This is a genomic window from Streptomyces sp. NPDC091287 (assembly GCF_044768525.1).
Classification (GTDB): Bacteria; Actinomycetota; Actinomycetes; order Streptomycetales; family Streptomycetaceae; genus Streptomyces.
Window position 1 is genome coordinate 1 of record NZ_JBIVUV010000031.1, and the last position, 25,389, is coordinate 25,389.

The 25,389-nt window shown below is 70.9% G+C and carries 15 protein-coding genes and 1 tRNA gene; 12 read left to right on the plus strand and 4 right to left on the minus strand.

Annotation, left to right across the window (positions count from 1 at the left end; genetic code table 11):
• Positions 1 to 260 precede the first annotated feature (260 nt).
• Positions 261 to 333 (plus strand) — tRNA-Thr (locus ACIQRW_RS36265).
• Between the two features lie 52 nt (positions 334 to 385).
• On the opposite strand, the gene ACIQRW_RS36270 is transcribed toward ACIQRW_RS36265, so the two are convergent.
• A complete protein-coding gene (locus tag ACIQRW_RS36270; protein ID WP_403769060.1) occupies positions 386 to 3,013 on the minus strand; it encodes a SpoIIE family protein phosphatase in 2,628 nt (875 codons plus the stop codon).
• A 400-nt stretch (positions 3,014 to 3,413) separates the two neighbouring features.
• On the opposite strand from ACIQRW_RS36270, the gene ACIQRW_RS36275 reads away from it, so the two are divergent.
• The 11 genes from ACIQRW_RS36275 (at position 3,414) to ACIQRW_RS36325 (ending at position 18,766) form a co-directional block, all read left to right on the plus strand.
• The gene (locus tag ACIQRW_RS36275; protein WP_403769063.1) at positions 3,414 to 8,879 is read left to right on the plus strand and encodes a HAMP domain-containing protein; all 5,466 of its coding nucleotides are present in this window, start codon (positions 3,414 to 3,416) and stop codon (positions 8,877 to 8,879) included.
• Positions 8,880 to 9,123: 244 nt separating this feature from the next.
• Positions 9,124 to 9,807, plus strand: a complete 684-nt coding sequence (locus tag ACIQRW_RS36280) for a two-component system response regulator (RefSeq protein WP_047179132.1) — start codon at positions 9,124 to 9,126, stop codon at positions 9,805 to 9,807.
• Positions 9,808 to 9,948: 141 nt separating this feature from the next.
• On the plus strand, positions 9,949 to 12,768 hold the full coding sequence (locus ACIQRW_RS36285; RefSeq protein WP_403769066.1) for a DNA translocase FtsK: 2,820 nt from the start codon (positions 9,949 to 9,951) through the stop codon (positions 12,766 to 12,768).
• A gap of 303 nt (positions 12,769 to 13,071) precedes the next feature.
• Complete coding sequence (locus ACIQRW_RS36290; RefSeq protein ID WP_403769069.1) at positions 13,072 to 13,872, plus strand: RodZ domain-containing protein; 801 nt, start codon at positions 13,072 to 13,074, stop codon at positions 13,870 to 13,872.
• Between the two features lie 174 nt (positions 13,873 to 14,046).
• Positions 14,047 to 15,528 (plus strand): 30S ribosomal protein S12 methylthiotransferase RimO, encoded by a 1,482-nt coding sequence (rimO, locus tag ACIQRW_RS36295; protein WP_397932755.1) that lies wholly within the window; start codon positions 14,047 to 14,049, stop codon positions 15,526 to 15,528.
• The gene (gene pgsA / locus ACIQRW_RS36300) at positions 15,525 to 16,325 is read left to right on the plus strand and encodes a CDP-diacylglycerol--glycerol-3-phosphate 3-phosphatidyltransferase (protein ID WP_403769073.1); all 801 of its coding nucleotides are present in this window, start codon (positions 15,525 to 15,527) and stop codon (positions 16,323 to 16,325) included. The genes rimO and pgsA overlap by 4 nt, the downstream gene beginning before the upstream one ends.
• Positions 16,322 to 16,831 carry a CinA family protein gene (locus ACIQRW_RS36305; protein WP_403769076.1) on the plus strand — a complete coding sequence of 170 codons (510 nt, stop codon included), beginning with the start codon at positions 16,322 to 16,324 and terminating at the stop codon, positions 16,829 to 16,831. Before pgsA ends, ACIQRW_RS36305 begins: the two co-directional genes overlap by 4 nt.
• A gap of 109 nt (positions 16,832 to 16,940) precedes the next feature.
• Positions 16,941 to 17,324 carry a helix-turn-helix domain-containing protein gene (locus ACIQRW_RS36310; protein WP_003965837.1) on the plus strand — a complete coding sequence of 128 codons (384 nt, stop codon included), beginning with the start codon at positions 16,941 to 16,943 and terminating at the stop codon, positions 17,322 to 17,324.
• Positions 17,325 to 17,578: 254 nt separating this feature from the next.
• Positions 17,579 to 18,049, plus strand: coding sequence for a Dps family protein (locus ACIQRW_RS36315; protein WP_228927694.1), 471 nt, complete (start codon positions 17,579 to 17,581; stop codon positions 18,047 to 18,049).
• Between the two features lie 52 nt (positions 18,050 to 18,101).
• Positions 18,102 to 18,293 carry a CsbD family protein gene (locus ACIQRW_RS36320; protein ID WP_069755312.1) on the plus strand — a complete coding sequence of 64 codons (192 nt, stop codon included), beginning with the start codon at positions 18,102 to 18,104 and terminating at the stop codon, positions 18,291 to 18,293.
• A 158-nt stretch (positions 18,294 to 18,451) separates the two neighbouring features.
• Positions 18,452 to 18,766, plus strand: a complete 315-nt coding sequence (locus tag ACIQRW_RS36325; protein ID WP_403769079.1) for a hypothetical protein — start codon at positions 18,452 to 18,454, stop codon at positions 18,764 to 18,766.
• Here ACIQRW_RS36325 and ACIQRW_RS36330 read toward each other — a convergent pair.
• The 3 genes from ACIQRW_RS36330 to ACIQRW_RS36340 form a co-directional block, all read right to left on the minus strand.
• Positions 18,714 to 19,478 (minus strand): SDR family NAD(P)-dependent oxidoreductase, encoded by a 765-nt coding sequence (locus ACIQRW_RS36330; protein WP_403769082.1) that lies wholly within the window; start codon positions 19,476 to 19,478, stop codon positions 18,714 to 18,716. The genes ACIQRW_RS36325 and ACIQRW_RS36330 overlap by 53 nt on opposite strands.
• A gap of 36 nt (positions 19,479 to 19,514) precedes the next feature.
• Positions 19,515 to 20,417 carry an Fpg/Nei family DNA glycosylase gene (locus tag ACIQRW_RS36335; RefSeq protein WP_403769084.1) on the minus strand — a complete coding sequence of 301 codons (903 nt, stop codon included), beginning with the start codon at positions 20,415 to 20,417 and terminating at the stop codon, positions 19,515 to 19,517.
• A gap of 201 nt (positions 20,418 to 20,618) precedes the next feature.
• Positions 20,619 to 25,304, minus strand: a complete 4,686-nt coding sequence (locus tag ACIQRW_RS36340; protein ID WP_403769087.1) for a DEAD/DEAH box helicase — start codon at positions 25,302 to 25,304, stop codon at positions 20,619 to 20,621.
• Positions 25,305 to 25,389 lie beyond the last annotated feature (85 nt).

Genomic DNA, 25,389 nt, shown 5'->3' on the forward strand with positions numbered 1-25,389 from the left:
GTACTGCAGGGGGGACCCTGTGGGAGAGTAGGACGCCGCCGAACAATTTTTCCGGGAAAGCCCCGCACCTTTTGGTGCGGGGCTTTTCTGCGTTCACGGACCGATCCGCGACCCATGCACCCACTCCACCCGAGCCACCAGCGCGACCCGCATGACCCGCGCGTACGAGGGGCGCCCCAGAGCCGCGACTCCGGCCGGCCGGGATTATGAGCATCCCCGGATGCCGTGTATGGTTTACCTCGTTGCCACAGCGCAGCGAGGCCCCAATAGCTCAGTCGGTAGAGCGTCTCCATGGTAAGGAGAAGGTCTGCGGTTCGATTCCGCATTGGGGCTCAGAGGAAAGCGAAAGGCCCCCGCCACTGGCGGGGGCCTTTCGCGTTGAGGGTCAGACGCGGGGCGGTTCCGGGACGCGCATGGCCAGGATCGCCATATCGTCCGAGGCCGGCTCCGCCGCGAAGCGTTCCACGGCCCGCAGAATGCGTGCGGCGACCGCTCCGGCCGTCAGGCCCGTACAGGTCGACAGGACGTCCGCGAGGCCGTCGTCGCCCAGCATGCGGCTTCCCTCGCGGCGTTCGGTGACGCCGTCCGTGACGCACAGGAGGACGTCGCCCGGGTTGAGGACGACCTCCTGCTCGTACAGGTCGAGGTCCTCGATGACGCCGAGCAGGGGCTGCGGTTCCGCGGCGGACTCGACGGAGCCGTCCTGGCGCAGGCGCAGCGGCAGTGGGTGGCCGGCGCAGACGACCTTCAGGAGGGCGCTGCCGTCCTCCTGGGGCCACAGCTCGCCGTACAGGAGGGTCAGGAAGCGGCTGCGGGCACCCTCTTCGAGGATCGCCGCGTTGAGGCGCTCCAGGACCGCGGGACCGCCGAAGCCCTCGCGGGCCAGCAGGCGCAGCGCGTGGCGGGCGAGGCCCGTGACGGCGGCGGCCTCGGGCCCCGTACCGCAGACGTCGCCGATGGCGAAGCCGTACGCGCCGTCGCTGATCGGGAAGACGTCGTAGAAGTCGCCGCCGACCTCGTTGCCCTCGCCCGCGGCGCGGTAGATGACCTCGATCTCGACGTTCGGCACGTCGGGCAGGCCCGGGGGCAGCAGGCTGCGCTGGAGGGACTGGCTGATGGCCATGCGCTCCGAGTACAGGCGGGCGTTGTCCAGGGCCAGGGCGGCCCTACGGGAGAGGTCCTCGGCCAGTTCCAGGATCTCCTGGCGGAAGTGGTCGTCCGAGGGCTTCCCCAGCGTCAGCATGCCGATCACGCGGTTGCGGGCTACCAGCGGAAGGACCACCGTCTCGCCGCCGACGGCCTGGGCCGTGGCGAGGATGGTGCGGGTGGCCGTGCTCATGCTCAGCGGCGCGTCGTGCTGCAGGCTGCGGGTCGAGGTGCTCAGCGCGGCACGGTGACCGGCCTCCGAGGGTGCGGCCCAGACACGGGCGCCCGGGGTCGGTACCGGATCCGGCGGGGCGATCTTGGAGAGCAGGGCCTTGAGGCCGTCGATGAGGTCCTCGTCCTCGTGGAGCACGTAGGAGAGGTAGGGCTCGGAGGACTGGTCCGCGATCGTGTAGACGGCGCACCAGGTGGCCAGCGTCGGGACCGTCATCTGGGCCATGAGCGCGAGGGTCTGGTCCCGGTCGAGCGTGCCGGCCAGCAGGTCGGAGGCCTCGACGAGGAAGGACAGGGAGCCGCGGCGCAGCCGTTCCAGCTCGCCCAGACGGGCGGACTCCACGGCCAGCGCGATGCGGTCCGCCGCGAACTGGAGGCGCAGGGCCTCCTCGTTGGTGTAGCGGCCCGCCGCTTCCGCCGCGACGCCGAGGGAGCCGGTGAGGCGGCCCTCGACTTTGAGCGGGACCGTGACGACCGAGCGCATCCCGGTGTCGGTGAGCAGGGGCACGGCGCCGGGGACGGCCGTGAGGTCCTCGTGGACGGCCGGCATGCGGGCGGAGCCGTAGCGTCCCGTCCCGGCTTCCACGGGGACCCGGGCGAAGCGCTGGCGGGCCGAGGGGAGGCCCGTCGTGGCGCGGACCTCCAGCTCCGTCTCGTCGTCCGTGGCGAGCAGGAGGAACGCCGCGTCGGCGTCGAGCATGTCGCGTGCCCGCTCGACCGTCCGCTGGAGGAGGCCGTCGAGGTCGTCGGGGGCCGGGGAGCCGATGAACACTTCGAACGGGTCCGTGGTGCGGTTGTCGGAGGAGGCGTCGGAGACCGGGGCGCGGACGGGGGACTGGAGCACGGCACGCTCGTCGTCGCGGACGAGGAGACAGACCGTGGAAGGTTCGCCGTCGGTGTCGCGGACCCGCAGGTGTGAGGAGTAGACGGCGATGGTCCGGCCGTCGGCGCCGCGGATTCCGTAGCTGCCCTCCCAGCGGGAGAGCTGGAGGGCGTCGGCGATGCCGGTGTTGGTCCCCGGGGTGTGCGGCCAGGCCACGAAGTCGGTGAACTGCTTGCCGGTGACCTGTTCCGCGGTGTGCCCGAAGACGTACGCGGCGTCGTCGTTCCACGCGCTGATCGCGCCGGTGCTGTCGATCTGGACGACGGCGACCCGCACGCGCTGGTCGGTGACGGGGAGCAGCGAGGTGGGCAGGACCGGGCCGGCGGAGCGGATGCCCACGGGCCGGTCCGGCAGGTCCAGCTGGAACCAGACGTGCTTACGGGTGGGGGAGTACTCGACACCCCAGCGGGAGGCCAGCGCCGCGCAGAGCAGCAGACCGCGGCCGTTCTCGCGGTCGGGGCTGCCGAAGTCGAGGCCGTTGCTCTGGAGCGGGACCTCGCGTTCCGGATAGTGGTCGGCGACCTCGACGCGGACGCCGTCCCCGCTGCGCAGGCACAGCACGTCGGCCGCCGTCCCCGCGTGCACGACGGCGTTGGTCACGAGCTCACTGGTGAGGACGACGGCGTCGTCGACGACATCGTTGTAGCCCCACCCCTGGAGCGTGTCCCGGACGAAGGCGCGGGCGGTCGCGACAGAGCGCCCGACCGGTTCGAAGGTGGCGGCCGCGCGCGCGGTGATCACAGCACTCCCCATATGGTGTCTCGTCGCTTCCCCGAGTCCTGTGCCCGTTTATCGCCGCTTCGATTCGCTTGCCAGGCTAGACGTTCGTCGGGGGTGCCGGTTACACGAGGGCCGAGTTCGGGACAGAACGGTCTTGTAGTCGTGCGCGGGCGCACAAGTATGGACTCCGGGTGCAAGGGATGGGGGGCAACCGGGACAGGTTGCCCGCCGACCGGTTCCGGCCTGGTACGTTGCCATGATTTGACGTCCGCCCGGTCGCCCGTTGACGGTGTGCTGTGGCGGTGAGCCAAAGTGGAACTGGGCAAGCTTCCTGATAGGCCCGAGTGAAACGGTCAACCCCTGCGGGAGGGACACGGTGGAGTCTGGCGTGGCGGCGCAGGGTTCGAAGGCGCGTACAAAAGGCGGACAGTCCGTGAAAAAGCAGCGCAATGGCACCGTCGAGGTCGACGCGGCAGCTCTGAACAGACTGCTCGCGGGACTCGTGGCGATGCGCGACGGCAACTTCCGCCGGCGGCTCACCGTCTCCGGCGACGGTGTGATGACGGAGATCTCCGCGGTCTTCAACGAGGTCGCCGACCGGAACCTTCATCTCACCGGTGAGCTGGCCCGCGTACGGCGCGTGGTCGGCCGGGAGGGAAAGCTCACGGAGCGGCTGGAGACGGGCGCCTGCGAGGGTTCCTGGGCCGCCGCGATCGACGCCTCCAACGAGCTCGTCGACGATCTCGCGCGACCGGTCTCCGAAGTGGGCCGGGTGCTGTCGGCGGTCGCCGACGGTGATCTGGAGCAGCGGATGGAGCTGCGGTCGCACACGACGGACGAGACGGTCCGGCCGCTGCGCGGCGAGTTCCTGAAGGTCGCCCGTACGGTCAACAACCTCGTCGACCAGCTGTCGGTCTTCACCGAGCAGGTGACCCGGGTCGCCGTCGAGGTGGGCACCGAGGGCAAGCTCGGCGGGCAGGCGCAGGTGCGTGGGATGTCCGGGTCCTGGAAGGACCTCACGGACTCCGTCAACACGATGGCGTACCGGCTGACGGCCCAGGTGCGGGACATCGCGCTGGTGACGACGGCGGTCGCCAAGGGTGATCTGTCGCGGAAGGTCACCGTCCATGTGGCCGGTGAGATGCTCCAGCTGAAGAACACCGTCAACACGATGGTCGACCAGTTGTCCTCGTTCTCCTCCGAGGTGACACGCGTCGCCCGTGAGGTGGGTACGGAGGGCGAGCTGGGCGGTCAGGCGACCGTGCCGGGTGTGGCAGGCGTGTGGAAGGACCTCACCGACTCCGTCAACACGATGGCGGGCAACCTCACCTCCCAGGTGCGCGGTATCGCGGAGGTGACGACGGCGGTCGCCAGCGGTGACCTGACGCAGAAGGTCACGGTGAGCGCACGCGGCGAGGTCGCGCAGCTCGCCGAGACGATCAACCAGATGACCGAGACGCTGCGCACCTTCGCGGACGAAGTGACGCGGGTGGCGAGCGAGGTCGGTGGCGAGGGGCTGCTCGGCGGTCAGGCGCAGGTGCCGGGCGCGGCGGGGACCTGGAAGGACCTCACCGACTCGGTGAACACGGTCTTCCGGAATCTGACGACCCAGGTGCGCGACATCGCGCAGGTGACGACGGCGGTGGCCAGCGGCGACATGTCGCAGAAGGTCACGGTCGACGTGGCCGGGGAGATGCTGGAGCTGAAGAACACCGTCAACACGATGGTGGACCAGCTCCAGTCGTTCGGTTCCGAGGTGACCCGCGTGGCCCGGGAGGTCGGCGTCGAGGGCCGGCTCGGGGGCCAGGCCGAGGTGCCGGGAGCCGCGGGGACGTGGAAGGACCTCACCGACTCGGTGAACACCGCGTTCCGTAACCTGACCGGTCAGGTCCGGGACATCGCGCAGGTCACCACGGCTGTCGCGAACGGTGATCTGTCGCAGAAGGTCACCGTGGACGTGGCCGGGGAGATGCTGGAGCTGAAGAACACCGTCAACACGATGGTGGCGCAGCTGTCCAGCTTCGCCGACCAGGTGACGCGGATGGCCCGGGACGTGGGCACCGAGGGCCGCCTCGGCGGTCAGGCGCGTGTGGACGGTGTGTCGGGTACGTGGAAGGAACTCACGGACTCCGTCAACTTCATGGCCGGCAACCTCACCTCCCAGGTGAGGCAGATCGCGCAGGTGACGACGGCGGTGGCGCGGGGCGATCTGTCGCAGAAGATCGACGTGGACGCCCGCGGCGAGATCCTGGAGCTGAAGAACACCATCAACACGATGGTCGACCAGCTCTCCGCCTTCGCCGACCAGGTCACCAGGGTGGCCCGTGAGGTGGGTACGGACGGGCGTCTGGGCGGTCAGGCGCAGGTGCCCGGCGTGGCCGGAGTGTGGCGCGATCTCACCGATTCGGTGAACGGTATGGCCGGAAACCTCACCGCCCAGGTCCGTAACATCGCTCAGGTCGCCACGGCGGTGGCGCGCGGTGACCTGTCGCAGAAGATCGACGTGGACGCCCGGGGCGAGATCCTGGAGCTGAAGAACACCCTCAACACGATGGTGGACCAGCTGTCCAACTTCGCGGAGCAGGTGACGCGGGTCGCCCGCGAGGTGGGTACGGAGGGCATTCTCGGCGGTCAGGCCGAGGTCCAGGGCGTGTCCGGTACGTGGAAGGACCTCACCCAGTCCGTCAACGGCATGGCGAACAACCTGACTCTCCAGGTCCGCAACATCGCCGAGGTCACCACGGCGGTCGCCAAGGGCGATCTCTCCAAGAAGATCACGGTCGACGCCAAGGGCGAGATCCTCGAACTGGTCACGACCGTCAACACGATGGTCGATCAGCTGCTGAACTTCGCGGACGAGGTCTCGCGCGTGGCCCGCGAGGTGGGTACCGAGGGCATTCTCGGCGGTCAGGCGCGGGTGCGCGGGGCGACCGGCATCTGGAAGGACCTCAGCGAGAACGTCAACCTGATGGCCAACAACCTGACCAGCCAGGTGCGCAACATCTCCCGGGTCTCCTCGGCGGTCGCCAACGGCGATCTGACGAAGAAGGTCACCGTGGAGGCGCGCGGCGAGGTCGCGGAGCTGGCCGACACGGTCAACACGATGGTGACGACGCTGTCCTCGTTCGCCGACGAGGTCACGCGTGTGGCCCGCGAGGTGGGTACGGAAGGCGAGCTGGGCGGCCAGGCGCGGGTGCCGGGAGTCGCCGGTACGTGGAAGGACCTCACCGAGTCCGTGAACTCGATGGCCTCCAACCTGACCGGCCAGGTGCGGCAGATCGCCACGGTCACCACCGCCATCGCCAAGGGCGACCTGACCAAGAAGATCGACATCGACGCGCGCGGTGAGATCCAGGAGCTGAAGAACACCATCAACACGATGGTCGACCAGCTGTCCTCGTTCGCGGAGCAGGTGACCCGGGTCGCCCGCGAGGTGGGCACCGAGGGGCAGCTGGGCGGTCAGGCGCGGGTGCGGGACGTCGACGGCACCTGGCGCGACCTCACCGAGTCGGTGAACGAGATGGCCGGGAACCTGACCCGTCAGGTCCGCGCCATCGCGGCCGTCGCCACCGCGGTGACCCGCGGCGACCTGAACCTGAAGATCGACGTGGACGCGGCCGGCGAGATCCAGGTCCTCCAGGACAACATCAACACGATGATCGCGAACCTGCGCGACACCACCCTCGCCAACAAGGAGCAGGACTGGCTGAAGGGCAATCTGGCCCGGATCTCGGGCCTGATGCAGGGCCGCCGTGATCTGGACGACGTGGCCTCGCTGATCATGAGCGAGCTGACGCCGGTGGTCTCGGCGCAGCACGGCGCGTTCTTCCTGGCCATGACCGCGGGCGACTCGGACGAGGTGGGTCCGGACGACGGTGCGGCCAGCGCGTACGAGCTGCGGATGCGGGGGAGTTACGGCTACTCCGCGGGTTCGATGCCGACCTCGTTCCGGCCCGGTGAGACGCTCATCGGGACGGCGGCCGAGGAGAAGCGGACGATCCAGGTGGACAACGTGCCGCCGGGCTATCTGAAGATCTCCTCCGGGCTGGGAGAGGCCCCTCCGGCGCATGTGATCGTGCTGCCGGTGCTCTTCGAGGGCAAGGTCCTCGGCGTGATCGAGCTGGCCTCCTTCCAGCCGTTCACGCATATCCAGCGGGACTTCCTCAACCAGCTCGCCGAGATGATCGCGACGAGCGTCAACACGATCAGCGTCAACACCAAGACCGAGAAGCTCCTGGAGCAGTCGCAGGAGCTGACCGAGCAACTGCGTGACCGCTCGCAGGAGTTGGAGAACCGTCAGAAGGCCCTCCAGGCGTCCAACGCCGAACTGGAGGAGAAGGCCGAGCTGCTGGCCCAGCAGAACCGCGACATCGAGGTGAAGAACACCGAGATCGAGGAGGCGCGGCAGGTGCTGGAGGAGCGGGCCGAGCAGCTCGCGGTCTCGATGCGCTACAAGTCCGAGTTCCTGGCGAACATGTCGCACGAGCTGCGTACGCCGCTGAACTCGCTGCTGATCCTCGCCAAGTTGCTGGCGGACAACGCCGAGGGCAACCTCTCGCCGAAGCAGGTGGAGTTCGCCGAGACGATTCACGGGGCCGGTTCCGACCTGCTCCAGCTGATCAACGACATCCTCGACCTGTCGAAGGTCGAGGCGGGCAAGATGGACGTCAGCCCGACCAGGATCGCGCTGGTCCAGCTGGTCGACTATGTGGAGGCGACCTTCCGCCCACTCACCGCGGAGAAGGGGCTCGACTTCTCCGTACGGGTGTCGCCGGAGCTTCCCGCGACGCTGCACACCGACGAGCAGCGCCTGCTGCAGGTGCTGCGCAACCTGCTCTCCAACGCGGTGAAGTTCACCGACGGCGGTGCGGTGGAGCTGGTGATCCGGCCGGCCGGCGCCGATGTGCCCAACGCGATCCGGGAGCACCTGCTGGAGGCCGGTTCGCTGCGGGACGCGGACGCCGATCTGATCGCCTTCTCGGTCACCGACACCGGGATCGGGATCGCGTCCAGCAAGATGCTGGTGATCTTCGAGGCGTTCAAGCAGGCGGACGGCACGACGAGCCGGAAGTACGGCGGCACCGGCCTCGGTCTCTCGATCAGCCGGGAGATCGCACGGCTGCTCGGAGGCGAGATCCACGCGGCGAGCGAGCCGGGACGCGGTTCCACCTTCACTCTGTACCTGCCGCTGCACCGGGCCGAACTGCCGCCCCAGGGCTACCCCGCGGTGGGTTCCGGTTCCGCCGAGGTGCTGGGCGGCGCGGGCGAGATGGGGCACGTGCAGTCGCCGCAGGGCCAGCCGGCTCCGTTCGGCGACCCGGCCAACTCCGCAGGGATGTTCCGGCGGCGGCGCAAGGCCCTGGGGGACGCTGCCCGCAGGCCCGCGCTGCCGACCGGCAGGACCACGCCCGAGAGCTCCCCACAGCAGGAGGAGTGGGTGCAGGCGCAGGGGAGCCAGGGCGAGAGCCAGGTTCAGGGCCAGCCGGCGGCGGAGGAGAGGGAGCCCCGGCGGACGTTCCGCTTCCGCGGTGAGAAGGTCCTCATCGTCGACGACGACATCCGCAACGTCTTCGCGCTCACCAGCGTGCTGGAGCAGCACGGACTGGCGGTGCTGTACGCGGAGAACGGCCGTGAGGGCATCGAAGTCCTGGAGCAGCACGACGATGTGACGGTCGTGCTGATGGACATCATGATGCCCGAGATGGACGGTTACGCGACGACGACCGCGATCCGTCGGATGCCGCAGTTCGCCGGATTGCCGATCGTCGCGCTCACCGCGAAGGCCATGAAGGGCGACCGGGAGAAGGCCATCGATTGCGGGGCTTCCGACTATGTGACGAAGCCGGTTGACCCTGATCACTTGCTGGCGGTGATGGAGCAGTGGATGCACGGAGAGTGATCGGGATTGGAGCAGAAGAGCGTCCGTTGTTGACCGACTGTGCTCGAACGGGTGTGAACTCGCCGTATTCGGGGAACCTTCTGGTCTCAAACCGCGTTTGCGGTATGTGCACAGTGACATCGCGGTGACAGGGTGTGGTGACGGGCGGGGTGCGGCTACCATGACCGGCACAAGGACGGACGGCGTAAGGGAGTCGTCCCCTGGGGCGGCACCCGGTGCATTTCCGGGGCGAGGAGGACGGGCCATGGTGCAGAAGGCCAAGATCCTCCTGGTCGATGACCGGCCGGAGAATCTGCTGGCGCTGGAGGCCATCCTCTCTGCGCTCGATCAGACACTGGTCCGGGCATCGTCAGGGGAGGAAGCGCTCAAAGCGCTGCTCACGGACGACTTCGCGGTCATTCTGCTGGACGTCCAGATGCCGGGCATGGACGGTTTCGAGACAGCCGCGCACATCAAGCGGCGGGAGCGGACCCGGGACATCCCGATCATCTTCCTCACCGCGATCAACCACGGTCCGCATCACACCTTCCGCGGCTACGCGGCCGGTGCGGTGGACTACATCTCGAAGCCGTTCGACCCATGGGTCCTGCGGGCCAAGGTCTCGGTCTTCGTCGAGCTGTACATGAAGAACTGCAAGCTCCGCGAGCAGGCCGCACTGCTGCGGCTCCAGTTGGAGGGCGACGGCCACGCGGGCGGCGAGCACGAGAGGGAGCCGGCCGGTCTGCTGGCCGAACTCTCCGCGCGGCTCGCGGCGGTCGAGGAGCAGGCCGAAGCGCTCTCCAAGCAGCTCGACGACGAATCCGCGGACGCCGCGGCGGTAGCCACCGCCGCCCACCTCGAACGCAAGCTGACCGGCCTGCGCCGCGCGCTCGACGCGCTGGAGCCGGGCACCGGCGGGGGTACGGGCGTGCTGCCCGCACAGAGCTGACGATTTCCGGCCCCTCCGGCTCGGTGCGTGCCGACCGCTGCCGTGAGGTGGCGTCAGTTCCCGGCCCCCCGAGGGCGACACGGTCGGGTGAACCAGTAGGCGAACGTATTCACGGGCGACGACAGCGGTAACCTCGGCACCATGGCCTCACGTACGTCCGGCAAGGGTTCCCAGGGCGCGGCGGGCGCCGCGAAGCGCGTCGGCCGTACCTCGGGCCCGGCGAGGAAAGCCGCGCCCGCCAAGAAGACCGCGCCCAAGAAGTCGGCTGCTCCCGCGAAGAGGGCTCCCGCCAAGAAGGCGGCGGCCAAGAAGGCCGCGCCCAAACCCGCACCGTCACCCACCGGAGGCGTCTACCGGCTGGTGCGGGCGGTCTGGCTCGGGGCGGCGCACGGCGTCGGCGCCCTGTTCCGCTCGATAGGGCGTGGAGCCAAGGGACTTGACCCCGCCCACCGCAAGGACGGGCTCGCCCTGCTGCTGCTCGGCCTGGCGCTGATCGTCGCCGCGGGCACTTGGTCCAACCTCCAGGGGCCGGTCGGCGACCTGGTCGAGATGCTGGTGACCGGCGCCTTCGGCCGGCTCGACCTGCTCGCGCCGATACTGCTGGGCGCGATCGCGGTGCGGCTGATCCTGTACCCGGAGCGGCCCGACGCCAACGGCCGTATCGTCATCGGGCTCTCCGCCCTGGTCATCGGGGTCCTCGGCCAGGTGCACATCGCCGTGGGGTCGCCGGGCCGGGCCGAGGGCACCGAGGCGATGCAGGACGCGGGCGGGCTGATCGGCTGGGCCACTTCCAAGCCGCTGATCTTCATGATGGGCGAGGTGCTCGCCGTACCGCTGCTGGTGCTGCTGACCGTGTTCGGTCTCCTCGTCGTCACCGCCACTCCGGTCAACGCCATTCCGCAGCGGCTGCGTCAGCTCGGTGTCCGCCTCGGCATCGTGGAACCGGCGCCCGAGGCCGGCGAGGGGTACGAGGACGATGAGCGCTACGACGAACAGTGGCGCGAGGCGCTGCCCGACCGGACCCGTCGGCGTGGCACGCGGCGCCCGGACGCGGACCCCGTCCACGACCACGACGAGGCGGAGGCGGAAGCGCTCACCAAGCGCAGGAGGCCCCGCAGGCCCTCCGCGCAGCCCGCGATGAACCGGCCGCTGGACGCGGTGGACGTCGCCGCGGCCGCTGCCGCCGCGCTCGACGGAGCCGTGCTCAACGGCATGCCGCCCTCGCCGGTCGTCGCCGACCTGACCCAGGGCGTCTCCGGGGACCGGGAGCGCACCGGGACGCCCGTCCCCGGAGCCCGGGAGGCCGAGCGGGACAGCGCGGGGAAGGCCGGGGCAGGGCGCAGGCAAGAGCGGCCCGGTGCCGCGGACGACGCGACCGGCGGTGACACCTCCGGCCGGTCCGGCGCCGTTCCGGACCTGACGAAGCCCGCACCGGAGCGTTCCGAGGGCCTGCCCGCCCGCGCCGAGCAGCTCCAGCTGTCCGGCGACATCACGTACTCGCTGCCCTCGCTCGACCTCCTGGAGCGCGGCGGACCGGGCAAGACCCGCAGCGCCGCCAACGACGTGGTCGTCGCCTCGCTGACCAACGTCTTCACCGAGTTCAAGGTCGACGCCGCGGTCACCGGATTCACCCGGGGCCCGACCGTCACCCGTTACGAGATCGAGCTCGGCCCCGCCGTGAAGGTCGAGAAGATCACGGCACTGGCCAAGAACATCGCGTACGCCGTGGCGAGCCCGGACGTGCGGATCATCTCGCCGATCCCGGGCAAGTCCGCCGTCGGCATCGAGATTCCCAACTCCGACCGGGAGATGGTCAACCTCGGCGACGTGCTGCGCCTCGCGGACGCGGCCGAGGACGACCACCCGATGCTCGTGGCGCTCGGCAAGAACGTCGAGGGCGGCTACGAGATGGCCAACCTCGCCAAGATGCCGCACGTCCTGGTCGCCGGCGCCACCGGCTCCGGCAAGTCCTCCTGCATCAACTGCCTGATCACCTCGATCATGGTGCGGGCCACCCCGGACGACGTACGGATGGTCCTCGTCGACCCCAAGCGCGTCGAGCTGACCGCGTACGAGGGCATCCCCCACCTCATCACCCCGATTATCACCAACCCCAAGAAGGCCGCCGAGGCGCTCCAGTGGGTCGTGCGGGAGATGGACCTGCGCTACGACGACCTCGCCAACTTCGGCTACCGGCACATCGACGACTTCAACCACGCGGTGCGCAACGGCAAGTGCAAGGCGCCCGAGGGCAGTGAGCGGGAGCTGTCCCCGTACCCGTACCTGCTGGTGATCGTCGACGAGCTGGCCGACCTGATGATGGTGGCCCCGCGCGACGTCGAGGACTCGATCGTCCGCATCACCCAGCTGGCCCGTGCGGCCGGCATCCACCTGGTGCTCGCCACCCAGCGGCCCTCGGTCGACGTGGTGACCGGCCTGATCAAGGCCAACGTCCCCTCCCGGCTCGCCTTCGCCACCTCCTCCCTCGCCGACAGCCGCGTCATCCTCGACCAGCCCGGAGCCGAGAAGCTCATCGGCAAGGGCGACGGGCTCTTCCTCCCGATGGGCGCCAACAAACCCACCCGTATGCAGGGCGCGTTCGTCACCGAGGACGAGGTCGCCGCCGTCGTCCAGCACTGCAAGGACCAGATGGCCCCGGTCTTCCGGGACGACGTCGTGGTGGGCACGAAACAGAAGAAGGAGATCGACGAGGACATCGGCGACGACCTGGACCTGCTCTGCCAGGCCGCCGAACTGGTCGTCTCCACCCAGTTCGGATCGACCTCGATGCTCCAGCGCAAGCTCCGGGTCGGCTTCGCGAAGGCGGGCCGGCTGATGGACCTGATGGAGTCCCGCAACATCGTCGGACCGAGCGAGGGCTCCAAGGCGCGCGACGTCATGGTGAAACCCGACGAGCTCGACGGGGTGTTGGCCGTCATCCGCGGGGAATCCGCTCCGTAAAGGTTTTGTGGGCAACCGTTTCGTACGGTCGTACGTCCAGTTGAAGGGAGGGACGGAACCATGCTCCTCCCCGCAGCACGCTCCGTCGTCACCGCATCCGTACTCCCACCCCGTTCGGCCCACTACAGGTTGACCAGTCCTCGATCGGGGCTGTGCTCCGTCCCCGCTCCGCCCCGGAGCCGGCGGCGGGGCCGTCCGGCGAACCCGATGGCGTACAAAGTCGTCCCTCCCGGTTGCCCCTCCCTTTCGTACCCCCCCTAGACTGAACATCCAGCAGGTGGCTCACGCTCGAAAGGCGCCCCCGTGTCCATCGGCAACTCCCCCGAAGACGACCGGCCTTCGATCGGTCGTGCCCTTCAGCAGGCTCGAATCGCCGCGGCTCTGACGGTCGAGGAAGTCAGCAGCTCCACCCGGGTGCGCATCCCCATCGTGCACGCGATCGAGCAGGACGACTTCTCCCGCTGCGGCGGCGACGTCTACGCCCGCGGCCACATCCGCACGCTCGCCCGTGCCGTCGGCCTCGATCCGGAACCGCTGGTCGAGGAGTACGACGCCGATCACGGCGGCCGTCCCGCACCGACCCCCGCGGCTCCGCTGTTCGAAGCGGAACGCATCCGCTCCGAACCCCGGCGGCCCAACTGGACCGCCGCCATGGTCGCGGCCATCGTCGCCGTCATCGGTTTCGTCGGCTTCACGCTCTTCAGCGGCGAGGACGAACCCTCGAACACCGCACAGATCGCGGAGGGCTCCAAGCCCGACAAGACCGCGGCCAAGCCCACCGCCACCAAGCCCTCCGACCGCAAGCCCGTGCCCTCCGAGAGCGCCATCGCCGCCGCCCCCCGGGACAAGGTGACGGTCAAGCTCAGCGCGGACCGGGGCAAGAGCTGGATCTCGGCCAAGGATCACAACGGGCGGCAGCTCTTCGACGGGCTGCTGCTCCAGGGCGAGTCCAAGACCTTCCAGGACAAGGAGCGCATCGACCTCGTCCTCGGCGACGCCGGGGCGATCGAGCTCTTCGTGAACGGCAAGCAGGTCGAGGACCGCTTCGGTCCTGGCCAGGTCGAACGGCTTTCCTACACCAAGGGCGACCCCGAGGCCGGCTGATCCGCCGCCCTCCGCTTCCGCACACGTCCCGACGGGCGTCCGGCATCGCGCCGGGCGCCCGTCGGCGTTCCCCGGCCCGGACCCCGTTACTCCCCGTAGCGGGGAAGGGGTGGCGGTAGGGGCAGGCAACCCTGCACGGCAGGGGGGCCGCCGGAACAAAGTAGTCTTGAGTCCATGCCCGAACGCCGTACCGTCGCCCTTGTCACTCTTGGCTGCGCCCGTAACGAGGTGGACTCGGAGGAGCTTGCAGGCCGCTTGGCAGCGGACGGCTGGGACCTCGTCGAGGATGCCTCCGACGCGGATGTCGCAGTCGTCAACACCTGTGGGTTCGTCGAAGCCGCCAAGAAGGACTCCGTCGACGCCCTGCTCGAAGCCAACGATCTGAAGGATCAAGGCCGCACCCAGGCCGTCGTCGCCGTCGGCTGCATGGCCGAGCGCTACGGCAAGGACCTCGCCGAGGCCCTGCCGGAGGCGGACGGTGTCCTCGGATTCGACGACTACGCCGACATCTCCGACCGGCTCCAGACCATCCTCAACGGCGGCATCCACGCCTCGCACACCCCGCGCGACCGCCGCAAGCTGCTGCCGATCAGCCCCGCCGAGCGGCAGGACGCCGCCGTGGCGCTGCCCGGCCACGCCCAGGAGACGCCCGCCCCCGCGCCCGAGGACCTCCCCGAAGGTGTCGCACCGGTCTCCGGGCCGCGGGCGCCGCTGCGCCGCAGGCTCGGCACCAGCCCCGTCGCCTCGGTGAAGCTCGCCTCCGGCTGCGACCGCCGCTGCTCCTTCTGCGCCATCCCCTCCTTCCGCGGCTCCTTCATCTCGCGGCGTCCCTCGGACGTGCTCCAGGAGACCCGCTGGCTGGCCGAACAGGGCGTCAAGGAGGTCATGCTCGTCTCCGAGAACAACACCTCCTACGGCAAGGACCTCGGCGACATCCGCCTCCTGGAGACCCTGCTGCCCGAGCTGGCCGACGTGGACGGCATCGAGCGGATCCGGGTCAGCTACCTCCAGCCCGCCGAGATGCGCCCGGGCCTCATCGACGTCCTCACCTCGACCCCGAAGGTCGCCCCGTACTTCGACCTCTCCTTCCAGCACTCCGCCCCCGGCGTGCTGCGCGCGATGCGCCGCTTCGGCGACACCGACCGGTTCCTGGAGCTCCTGGACACCATCCGGAGCAAGGCCCCCCAGGCCGGTGCCCGCTCGAACTTCATCGTCGGTTTCCCCGGCGAGACCGAGGCGGACCTCGCCGAGCTGGAACGCTTCCTCACCGGCGCCCGCCTCGACGCGATCGGTGTCTTCGGGTACTCGGACGAGGAGGGCACCGAGGCGGTCGGCTACGAGAACAAGCTCGACGCCGACACCATCGCGGAGCGCCTCGCCCACATCTCCCAGCTGGCCGAGGAGCTGACCTCGCAGCGGGCCGAGGAGCGCGTCGGCGAGACCCTCCAGGTGCTGGTGGAGTCCGTGGAGTCGGAGGAGGACGGCGAGGTCGCGATCGGGCGCGCGGCGCACCAGGCCCCCGAAACGGATGGCCAGGTGGTCTTCACCACACGCGAGGGTCTCGTGCCGGGCCGTATGGTCGAGGCAAAGGCAGTGGGCACCGAGGGCGTCGACCTGGTGGCCGAACACCATGAGCTTGCGGAGGTAGCCAGATGACCGGAGTCCCGGCATCCGCGGCAGGCGGCTCCGGCGCGAAGCCGGTCCGCGGCGGCAAGCTGGGCACTGCGGCCGTCAACCAGGCCAGCCTGTGGAACATCGCCAACATCTTGACCATGGTGCGGCTGCTGCTCGTGCCCGGGTTCGTCCTGCTGCTGTTCCACGACGGCGGATACGACCCGGTCTGGCGCGCGTTCGCCTGGGCGGCCTTCGCCGTCGCGATGATCACCGACCTGTTCGACGGTCATCTGGCGCGGGCGTACAACCTGGTCACGGACTTCGGGAAGATCGCCGACCCGATCGCCGACAAAGCGATCATGGGCGCTGCGCTGGTCTCGCTGTCCGTCCTGGGCGATCTGCCGTGGTGGATCACCGGGGTGATCCTCGCCCGTGAGCTGGGCATCACGCTGATGCGGTTCTGGGTCATCCGGCACGCGGTGATCCCGGCCAGCAGGGGCGGCAAGCTGAAGACGCTCGCGCAGGGGACGGCGGCCGGGATGTACGTCCTGGTGCTCACCGGACCCCTGGCGACCTTGCGTTTCTGGATGATGATGGTCGCCGTCGTGCTGACGGTCGTCACCGGACTCGATTACGTACGTCAGGCCGTCGTCCTGCGTCGCCAGGGCCTCGCCGCCGAGCGCGCCGCCGCGGCCGAGCGGGCCGCAGAGGCTGCGGAGGCCCTCCAGGCCGACGCCGGCACCGCGGCCGAAGCCGGTCCGGCCGCTGGAGCCGTGGCCGGCGTGAAGGACGTACACGCTGCTGCCGAGGCGCGCGACGCCGCGGAGGCCGAGCGGTGACAGCCGCTGCCCGGGTGCTCCGGCTTCTCGGAGCGCGGGGCGAGACGCTCGCCGTCGCCGAATCGCTGACGGGCGGCCTGGTCGCCGCCGACCTGACCTCCGTACCCGGCGCCTCCCGGTCCTTCCGCGGATCGGTGACCGCTTACGCCACCTCCCTGAAGCGGGACGTCCTGGGCGTCGACGGGGGCCTGCTGGCGGAACGCGGAGCCGTGGACCCCGAGGTCGCGCTGCAGATGGCGGCCGGTGTGCGCCGGGTCCTCGACGCGGACTGGGGCGTCTCCACCACGGGGGTCGCGGGACCGGAACCACAGGACGGGCAGCCGGTCGGCACGGTCTACGTGGCCGTGGCCGGACCCTCCGGCATCGAGAAAGTGACGGCTCTGCGGTTGAATGGTGAGAGGGCGGATATCCGTAGTGAGAGTGTGCGAGGTGCCCTCGAACTGCTCGCAGGCGAACTCGGTGAGAATGCGCGGGCACAGGATACGGAACAGAACGGGGGGAATTGATGTTTGCAGCCCTGAGTGAACACGACATCGCTCCCCGCACGGCCGCAGCACAAGGCGGTACGGTAGGGCGTGAAGGATGCGGCTACGCGGTCCGAGGAGGGAGCCACCGATGATTCTGCTCCGTCGCCTGCTGGGTGACGTGCTGCGTCGGCAGCGCCAGCGCCAAGGCCGTACTCTGCGCGAAGTCTCCTCGTCCGCCCGGGTCTCGCTCGGTTATCTCTCCGAGGTGGAGCGGGGGCAGAAGGAGGCATCCTCCGAGCTGCTCTCCGCGATTTGCGACGCGCTTGACGTACGGATGTCCGAGCTCATGCGTGAAGTGAGCGACGAGCTCTCGCTCGCTGAGCTGGCCGAGTCGGCAGCTGCCAGTGATCCGGTCCCAGTACCGGTTCGTCCCATGCTCAACTCCGTCTCCGTCTCGTCGGTAGCAGGTGTGCCGTCGGGCCGGGTGACCATCAAGGCGCCCGCGGAAGCGGTGGACGTCGTCGCCGCCTGATCCACGCGGCACAGTTGCTCGACCGAGTCCCGGTCGGCCCCTACCGGGGTCGGCCGGGACTTTCGCGTTCGACGTCCACGTGACCGCCGGGTCCTCCGTGCGGCCTGGGAGTCACGCGCCTCGTACGGGTGTGAGCCTTCGGCGGGTGGGCAGACGGAGGACAAGGCCCGCGTGACCGTTTTGCTTCATATGTGCCATCGTGGGTGATGCACCGAGACGGTCAGCGAAGCGGCTGACGGATGGGAGTAGCGCACATGTCTGTGGTCAAGAGCACGTTGTCCGAGAGCGACCTCAAGGTCGTGGGAACGGCGCTGCAGGGCGCTCTGGTCGACCTCGTCGACCTTTCCCTGGTGGCCAAGCAGGTCCATTGGAACGTGGTCGGTCCACGCTTCCGTTCCGTGCACCTTCAGCTCGACGACGTCGTCGTCACGGCCCGGCAGCACTCCGACACGGTCGCCGAGCGCGCCTCGGCGGTCGGGGTCAACCCGGACGGGCGGTCCGGCACGGTGGCCAAGGAGACCGCCATCGCGTCCGTGCCCGAGGGCTGGATCAAGGACACCGACGCCGTGCGGATCCTGGTGGACGCGCTGAGCGTGGTCATCGGCCGGATGCGGGAGCGCATCGAGGCGACCGACGAGCCGGATCCGATCACCCAGGACCTGCTGATCGGGCTGACGGCGGAGCTTGAGAAGCATGCCTGGATGTTCCAGGCGGAGAGCGCCTGAACCGGAGCCCGACCGACGACCGCGATACGTCCCTAGCAGAAGGAGCGACATCATGAGTGACGGAGCCAAGGACAAGCTGAAGGGCAAGGGCAAGGAGGCTGTCGGCAAGCTGACCGGCGACCGCCGCAAGGAGGCCGAGGGCAAGGCCGATCAGGCCAAGGGCGGGGCCAAGGACACGGCGGGCGGAATCGGCGACCGCGCCAAGGGCGTGAAGGACTCCCTCCGCCGGGACGACGACAAGTAGCCCTGAGCCTTCGGAGCCACTGCCCCAGGGTTCGAGTGCCCCCGCCGTTTCGGCGGGGGCACTCCCGTGTGGGTGACCCCTCGGCCGGGCGTTCTGGATGCACCACGGCCGCTGCCAGGGGAAACTGCCGGAAAGGACGTCGGCCGCGGGAGGCAGCGATGATACGGCGATGGGTGCCGGCGCTTGTTCTCGGCGGACTGTGGTGGTGGGCGGTGCTCCGGCTGGTGCTGCGTCCGGAACAGGCGGGGCTGGTGGAGGGGGCGGTGGCGGCGGGGGGCTGGGGGCTGAGCCTGCTGCCGGTGCATGTCGCGTCGGTCGTGCCGATGAGCCCGGTGAGCCCGCCCGGGCGGTCGGGGCGGTCAGGGTGGTCGGGTCTGCTCGGGCCGTCGGGCTCGTTGGGTTCGTTGACGCGGCGGTGGTCTACCAGGGCATGGCGACGCCGCCGTTCGGCCGGAGAATCTGACCGGTCATGAAGGCCGAGGCGTCCGAGGCCAGGTGCAGCACGGTATGTGCGACGTCCTCCGGTTCGCCGACCCGGCCCAGTGGGGAGATCCGGGCCATCGTCGCCTCCGCCCGGTGCTGACCCGAGGCATCGTGCCGGTCGGTCATGGGCGTACGGATCCAGCCGGGCGCGACGGCGTTCACCCGTATGGCGTGAGGCCCCAGCTCCGTGGCGAGCGTCTTGGTGAGCTGCACCACGGCGGCCTTCGCGACGCTGTAGCAGAGCAGGCCCGCGCTCGCGGAGTCCACCGCGCCGGACGCCATCGTGATCAACGAGCCGGGGGCGGAGCGGGCCGTCATGGAGCGGGCCACTTCCTGGCAGGCGTACAGCACCCCCAGGAAGTTGACGGCCAGCACGCGGTCCAGGTCCTCGTCCGCCGTCTCCAGCACGCTGCTGGTGTGCATGATCCCGGCCGAGGCGACCAGGACGTCGAGATGCCCGGCCGCGCCGACGGCCGCACGGACCTGGTCGCGGTCGGTGACGTCGAGAGGGTGGGCCCGGGCGCTGCCGCCCGCGTCGGCGATCAGGTCGTACGTCCGGCGCAGCCCCGTCTCGTCACGGTCCGCGCAGTGCACCGTCGCCCCGGCCTCCGCCAGCAGCAGGGCGCTCGCCCGCCCGATGCCGCTCGCCGCGCCGGTGATGAACGCGGCGCGGCCCGTGAGGTCGTACGCGGAGAGAGGCATGACGGGACCGTACGACCGTATCTGACGGGTCGTCAACTAGGGGGTCGGTCCTGATTGGCAACCGGGACACCAGTAGGTGGGGCGGGCGTCCTGGTCGGTGAGACGGATCGGGGTTCCGCAGCGCAGACAGGGGCGACGGGCCCGCCCGTAGACGTACAGCCGCTCCTGTACGCGAACGGGCGGCCGGGCGCGTGGGCGGGCGGGGGCCGGGGTCGGTGTGGTGGCCGGGGTGCTCGGTGGGTGTGCTGTGGTGGGCGGGCTCGGTGGGCCCGGTGGCGTGCGGAGTTCGGAGGTGATCGTCGTGGTGCGGGTGGGGCGGTCGCGGTTGGCGTGCAGCAATCGCTCGGCGAGCGTGACGAGCCGGAGGAGCGCGCCGTCGGGGAGGGCGCCCACGGGGAGCCAAGGCGTGACGCGGGCCAGGAAGCACAGCTCGCATTTGTAGACATTGCCGATGCCCGCCAGATTGCGCTGGTCCAGGAGCGCCTCGCCGAGGGGGCGCTCCGGCGCGGCGAGCAGTCGGTCCAGGGCCAGGCCGGGATCCCAGTCGGGGCCCAGCAGATCAGGGCCCAGATGGCCCACGGCCCGGTCCTCCTCGCTGGTGCGCAGCAGCTCCAGCACCGGGAGCCGGTAGCCGACCGCGGTGTGCTCCGCGTTGGCGAGGATCGCGCGGATCTGGTGCCCCGGGCCGCCTCGCCAGCGTTCGTCCGGGGCGTACACCCTCCAGGCGCCGTCCATCCGGAGGTGGCTGTGCAGGGTCAGGCCGCCCTCGACACGGGTCAGCAGGTGCTTGCCGCGGGCGGTGACGTCCAGGACGGTCCGGCCGGAGAGGTCGGCGGTGGCGAAACGGGGGACGCGCAGGTCCGACCGGGTCAGCACCTGCCCGGCCAGCGCCTCGTGGAGCCGGGCGGCGGTCTGGAGGACGGTGTCTCCTTCTGGCATGCCTCCATGATGGGCCGGGCCGGGCCGTTCGTGCGATGGCCCGGCCCGCCGTCGGGTCGGGTTGCGTCCGGCCGGGGGTCGGTGGCCTCGGTTGACGGGGCAGGTGCCGTCCACCGAGGTGCTGTCCACCGAGGTGCTGTCCGTCGAGATGCCGGGCCCGGGACGGGCGGGGGCGGCATCTCGGATCATCGGCACCTCGGATCAGGCGCGCAGGCGCAGACCTCTCGGAGTGGCGAGGAACCCTGCGGACTCCAGCGTCCGGCCCAGCGGCGAGGTGAGGGAGGAGACGCCGTTCGTCCGCTCCACCGTCACCGTGCCCAGGGCGCCGGCGCGGGCCGAGGCGGCCAGGGCCTCGGCCGCCGCCCGCAGGGCCGGGGCCTCGGGGTCGGACGGCCAGGCCAGGAGGGTCTTCCCGCCCCGCTCCATGTAGAGCGTCAGCTCGCCGTCGACCAGGACCACCAGCGCCCCCGCCTTGCGGCCCGGCTTGTGTCCGGCGCCGTCAGGGGACTCGGGCCACGGCAGGGCGGCGCCGTACGCGTTGGCCGGGTCGGCCGCGGCCAGCACCAGAGCCTGGGGTGCGGAGTCCGGATCCCGACGGTCGCGGGCCGTGGAGGCCGCCCGCAGGCGGTCCACCGCGCCGTCCATCGCGAACTGGGCGGCCCCGAGCCCCTCGACCACATAGCCGCGCCGCGCCTGCCCGTTGTCCTCGAAGGCGGCCAGAATGCGGTACGTCGCGGAGAAACCGCCCTCCACCCCTTCGGCCTGCACCGCGCCGCGGGTCACCACGCCGTGCCGGTCGAGGAGGGCCCGGGCCAGGGCGTGGGCGCGGTGGGTCGGTTCCGGTTCGGCCGGGGGCAGCAGGGACCAGCGGCCCGATACGGTCGGCGGGCCGGTCCGGGACGCGGGGCGGGCGGCGGCGGTGAGCGAGCCGTAGCGCCCGCGCGGGACGCTTCGCCGGGAGCGGTGGGCCGTGGAGCCCGCCGTCCGCCCCGAGCCCAGGAGCGAACGCAGCGGGGCCAGGGTGTCGTTGGTGAGCCGCCCGGACCAGGCCAGGTCCCACAGGGCGTCGGCCAGCTGCTGGTCCGTGCAGCCCGGGTGGGTGGTGGCCCGGACCTGGTCGGCGATCTGCCGGAAGAAGAGGCCGTACCCGCCGGAGAGCGTGGTGAGCACGGACTCGTGGAGCGCCGACAGCTCCAGCGGGTGCGGGGGAGGCAGGAGGAGCGGCGCGCTGTCGGCGAGGTAGAGGGAGACCCAGCCGTCCTTGCCGGGCAGGGCTCCCGCCCCGGCCCAGACGACCTCGCCGGTCGTCGTCAGCTCGTCGAGCATCGCCGGGGCGTAGCCCATGACGCGGCTCGGCAGGATCAGCTTCTCCAGCGCCGACGCGGGAACGGGAGCGCCCTGAAGCTGCTCGACGGCGCGGGCCAGCCCGTCGATGCCCCGCAGGCCGTTGGAGCCGAAGTGCTGCCACTGGGGGAGGAAGGAGGCGAGGGCAGCGGGAGGCACCGGCTCCAGCTCCTGACGGAGCGCCGCCAGCGAACGGCGGCGGAGCCGGCGCAGCACCGTGGCGTCGCACCATTCCTGACCGATGCCCGCCGGGTGGAATTCGCCCTGGACGGTCCTGCCGGAGGCCGACAGCCGTTGCAGCGCCCCGTCGGTGACGGCGGTGCCCAGCCCGAAGCGCTCGGCGGCCCTGGCGGCGGTGAACGGGCCGTGCGTCCGGGCGAAGCGGGCGAGGAGGTCGCCGAGCGGGTCCTTCACCGGCTCGGTGAACGCCTCGGGAACGCCGACCGGGAGCGCGGTGCCCAGGGCGTCGCGCAGCCGGCCCGCGTCCTCGATCGCCGCCCAGTGATCGGCCCCGGCGATCCGGACCTGGATCGCCCGGCGGGCCGACGCCAGCTCCGGTGCCCAGGACGGCTCGGCGCCCCGCTCGGCGAGCTCGGCGTCGGTGAGCGGACCGAGCACGCGCAGCAGGTCGGCGACCCCCTCGACGTCCTTGATCCGCCGGTCCTCGGTGAGCCACTGCAGCTCCCGCTCCAGCTCGGTGAGGACCTCGGGGTCGAGCAGTTCGCGCAGCTCCGCCTGGCCCAGCAGCTCGGCGAGAAGGTGGGAGTCCAGGGAAAGGGCGGCGGCGCGCCGTTCGGCGAGGGGCGAGTCGCCCTCGTACAGGAACTGCGCCACGTAACCGAAGAGGAGCGAGCGGGCGAAGGGCGAGGGCTCCTGGGTGGTCACCTCGACCAGCCGGACCCGGCGCGCCTCAAGGTCGCCCATCAGTTCCGTGAGCCCGGGGACGTCGAACACGTCCTGGAGGCATTCGCGGACGGCCTCCAGAACGATCGGGAACGAGCCGAACTCCGAGGCGACCTGCAGCAGTTGGGAAGCCCGCTGCCGCTGCTGCCAGAGCGGGGTGCGCTTTCCGGGGGAGCGCCGGGGCAGCAGCAGGGCGCGCGCGGCGCACTCCCGGAACCGGGCGGCGAACAGGGCCGAGCCGCCCACCTGGTCGGTGACGATCTGCTGGACCTCGCCCTGGTCGAAGACGACGTCGGCGGCCGCCACCGGCGGCTGGTCGCTGTCGTACGCCGCAGCTCCCGGCGCGGGCCCGCCGTGCTCGGTGTCCGGGGGCCCCGGGGCGTCGAAATCGAGCAGGTCCAGGCCCATCATGTCCGCGTCGGGCAGCCGCAGCACGATCCCGTCGTCGGCGTGCATCACCTGGGCGTCCATCCCGTAGCGCTCACCGAGGCGGGCGGAGAGCGCGAGCGCCCAGGGGGCGTGCACCTGGGCGCCGAAGGGGGAGTGCACGACGACCCGCCAGTCGCCCAGCTCGTCCCGGAACCGCTCGACCAGGATCGTCCGGTCGTCCGGGACGTGGCCGCAGGCCCGGCGCTGCTCGTCCAGATAGGCCAGGATGTTGTCCGCCGCCCAGGCGTCGAGCCCGGCGGCCAGCAGGCGCAGCCGGGCGTCCTCCTCGGACAGTCCGCCGATCTCCCGGAGGAACGCTCCCAGGGCGCGCCCGAGCTCCAGGGGACGGCCCAGCTGGTCGCCCTTCCAGAACGGCAGCCGGCCCGGAACACCCGGGGCGGGCGAGACGAGGACCCGGTCGCGGGTGATGTCCTCGATCCGCCAGGACGTGGTGCCCAGGGTGAAGACGTCGCCCACACGGGACTCGTAGACCATCTCCTCGTCCAGCTCGCCGACCCGGCCGCCGCCCTTCTTGGGGTCGGCCCCGGCGAGGAAGACTCCGAAGAGCCCTCGGTCGGGAATGGTGCCGCCCGAGGTGACGGCGAGCCGCTGCGCCCCCGGGCGGCCCGTGACCGTGCCCCCGACGCGGTCCCACACGACCCGGGGGCGCAGCTCCGCGAAGGCGTCGGAGGGATAGCGTCCGGCGAGCATGTCGAGCACGGCGGTGAACGCGGACTCGGGAAGCGAGGCGAACGGGGCCGCCCGGCGGACCAGGGCCAGCAGGTCGTCCGCCTGCCAGCTGTCCAGCGCCACCATGGCGACCAGCTGCTGGGCGAGGACGTCCAGCGGGTTGGACGGGATGCGCAGCGCCTCGATCGCCCCTGTCCGCATCCGCTCGGTGACGACGGCGGCCTGCACCAGATCGCCGCGGTACTTCGGGAAGACCACTCCGGTGGAGACCGCCCCCACCTGGTGTCCGGCCCGGCCCACCCGCTGGAGGCCGGAGGCGACGGAGGGCGGGGACTCCACCTGGATCACCAGGTCGACCGCGCCCATGTCGATGCCCAGCTCCAGGCTGGAGGTGGCCACCACGGCGGGCAGCCGGCCCGCCTTGAGGTCCTCTTCGACCTGGGCCCGCTGCTCCTTGGAGACCGAGCCGTGGTGGGCACGGGCCAGCAGGGCGGGAGCGCCCCTGCCCGCACCGGACTGGGCCATGATCTCGGCGGGGGCGTGCGCCTCCGGGAGGGCGGGGGCCGGGTTGTCGGGGTCGAACGCGGTGCCGGTGGCCCGCTCGTACGCGATCTCGTTCAGTCGGTTGCACAGCCGCTCCGCCAGTCGCCGGGAGTTGGCGAAGACGATGGTGGAGCGGTGCGACTGCACGAGATCGGCGATGCGCTCCTCGACATGCGGCCAGATCGAGGGCTTGTCCGCCTGGCCGGAGTCACCGTCCGTGGCGGGGGAGCCGCCCAGCTCGCCCAGGTCCTCGACCGGGACCACGACCGAGAGGTCGAATTCCTTGGTGGACCGGGGCTGGACGATCTCCACCTTGCGCTGCGGCGACAGGAAGCGGGCCACCTCGTCGACCGGCCGGACCGTCGCGGACAGGCCGATGCGTCGGGCAGGACGCGGCAGCAGCTCGTCGAGACGCTCCAGGGACAGGGCGAGGTGGGCGCCGCGCTTCGTGCCGGCGACCGCGTGCACCTCGTCGAGGATCACCGTCTCGACGCCGGCCAGCGCGTCCCGGGCGGAGGACGTCAGCATCAGGAACAGCGACTCGGGCGTGGTGATCAGGATGTCCGGCGGCCTGGTCACCAGGGAGCGCCGCTCGGCGGGCGGGGTGTCTCCGGACCGGATGCCGACCCGCACCTCCGGCTCCGGCAGGCCCAGACGCACCGACTCCTGGCGGATGCCGGTCAGCGGCGAGCGGAGATTGCGCTCGACGTCGACCGCGAGGGCCTTGAGCGGGGACACGTACAGCACCCGGCAGCGCTTCTTCGCATCGGCGGGTGGCGCCTCGGCCGCCAGCCGGTCCAGCGAGGCGAGGAACGCGGCCAGTGTCTTACCGGAACCGGTCGGCGCGACGACCAGGACATCGCTGCCCTCGCCGATGGCCCGCCAGGCACCCTCCTGCGCCGCGGTGGGCGCGCTGAAAGCCCCGGCGAACCAACTGCGGGTCGCGGGCGAGAACGCGTCGAGCGCGGATCCGGTCATGCTCCCCATCGTGCACCCCGGCACTGACAACGGGCCGGTGACACCGCCCGCGATGGTCCGCTCAGCCGGTGGCGCACGGCCGGGA

Coding starts and splice junctions, on each gene's coding strand:
- ACIQRW_RS36270 (WP_403769060.1), bottom strand. CDS start 3,013: ATGGGGAGTGCTGTGATCACCGCGCGCGCGGCCGCCACCTTCGAACCG.
- ACIQRW_RS36280 (WP_047179132.1), top strand. CDS start 9,124: ATGGTGCAGAAGGCCAAGATCCTCCTGGTCGATGACCGGCCGGAGAAT.
- ACIQRW_RS36285 (WP_403769066.1), top strand. CDS start 9,949: ATGGCCTCACGTACGTCCGGCAAGGGTTCCCAGGGCGCGGCGGGCGCC.
- rimO (WP_397932755.1), top strand. CDS start 14,047: ATGCCCGAACGCCGTACCGTCGCCCTTGTCACTCTTGGCTGCGCCCGT.
- pgsA (WP_403769073.1), top strand. CDS start 15,525: ATGACCGGAGTCCCGGCATCCGCGGCAGGCGGCTCCGGCGCGAAGCCG.
- ACIQRW_RS36310 (WP_003965837.1), top strand. CDS start 16,941: ATGATTCTGCTCCGTCGCCTGCTGGGTGACGTGCTGCGTCGGCAGCGC.
- ACIQRW_RS36315 (WP_228927694.1), top strand. CDS start 17,579: ATGTCTGTGGTCAAGAGCACGTTGTCCGAGAGCGACCTCAAGGTCGTG.
- ACIQRW_RS36320 (WP_069755312.1), top strand. CDS start 18,102: ATGAGTGACGGAGCCAAGGACAAGCTGAAGGGCAAGGGCAAGGAGGCT.
- ACIQRW_RS36325 (WP_403769079.1), top strand. CDS start 18,452: ATGATACGGCGATGGGTGCCGGCGCTTGTTCTCGGCGGACTGTGGTGG.
- ACIQRW_RS36330 (WP_403769082.1), bottom strand. CDS start 19,478: ATGCCTCTCTCCGCGTACGACCTCACGGGCCGCGCCGCGTTCATCACC.
- ACIQRW_RS36335 (WP_403769084.1), bottom strand. CDS start 20,417: ATGCCAGAAGGAGACACCGTCCTCCAGACCGCCGCCCGGCTCCACGAG.
- ACIQRW_RS36340 (WP_403769087.1), bottom strand. CDS start 25,304: ATGACCGGATCCGCGCTCGACGCGTTCTCGCCCGCGACCCGCAGTTGG.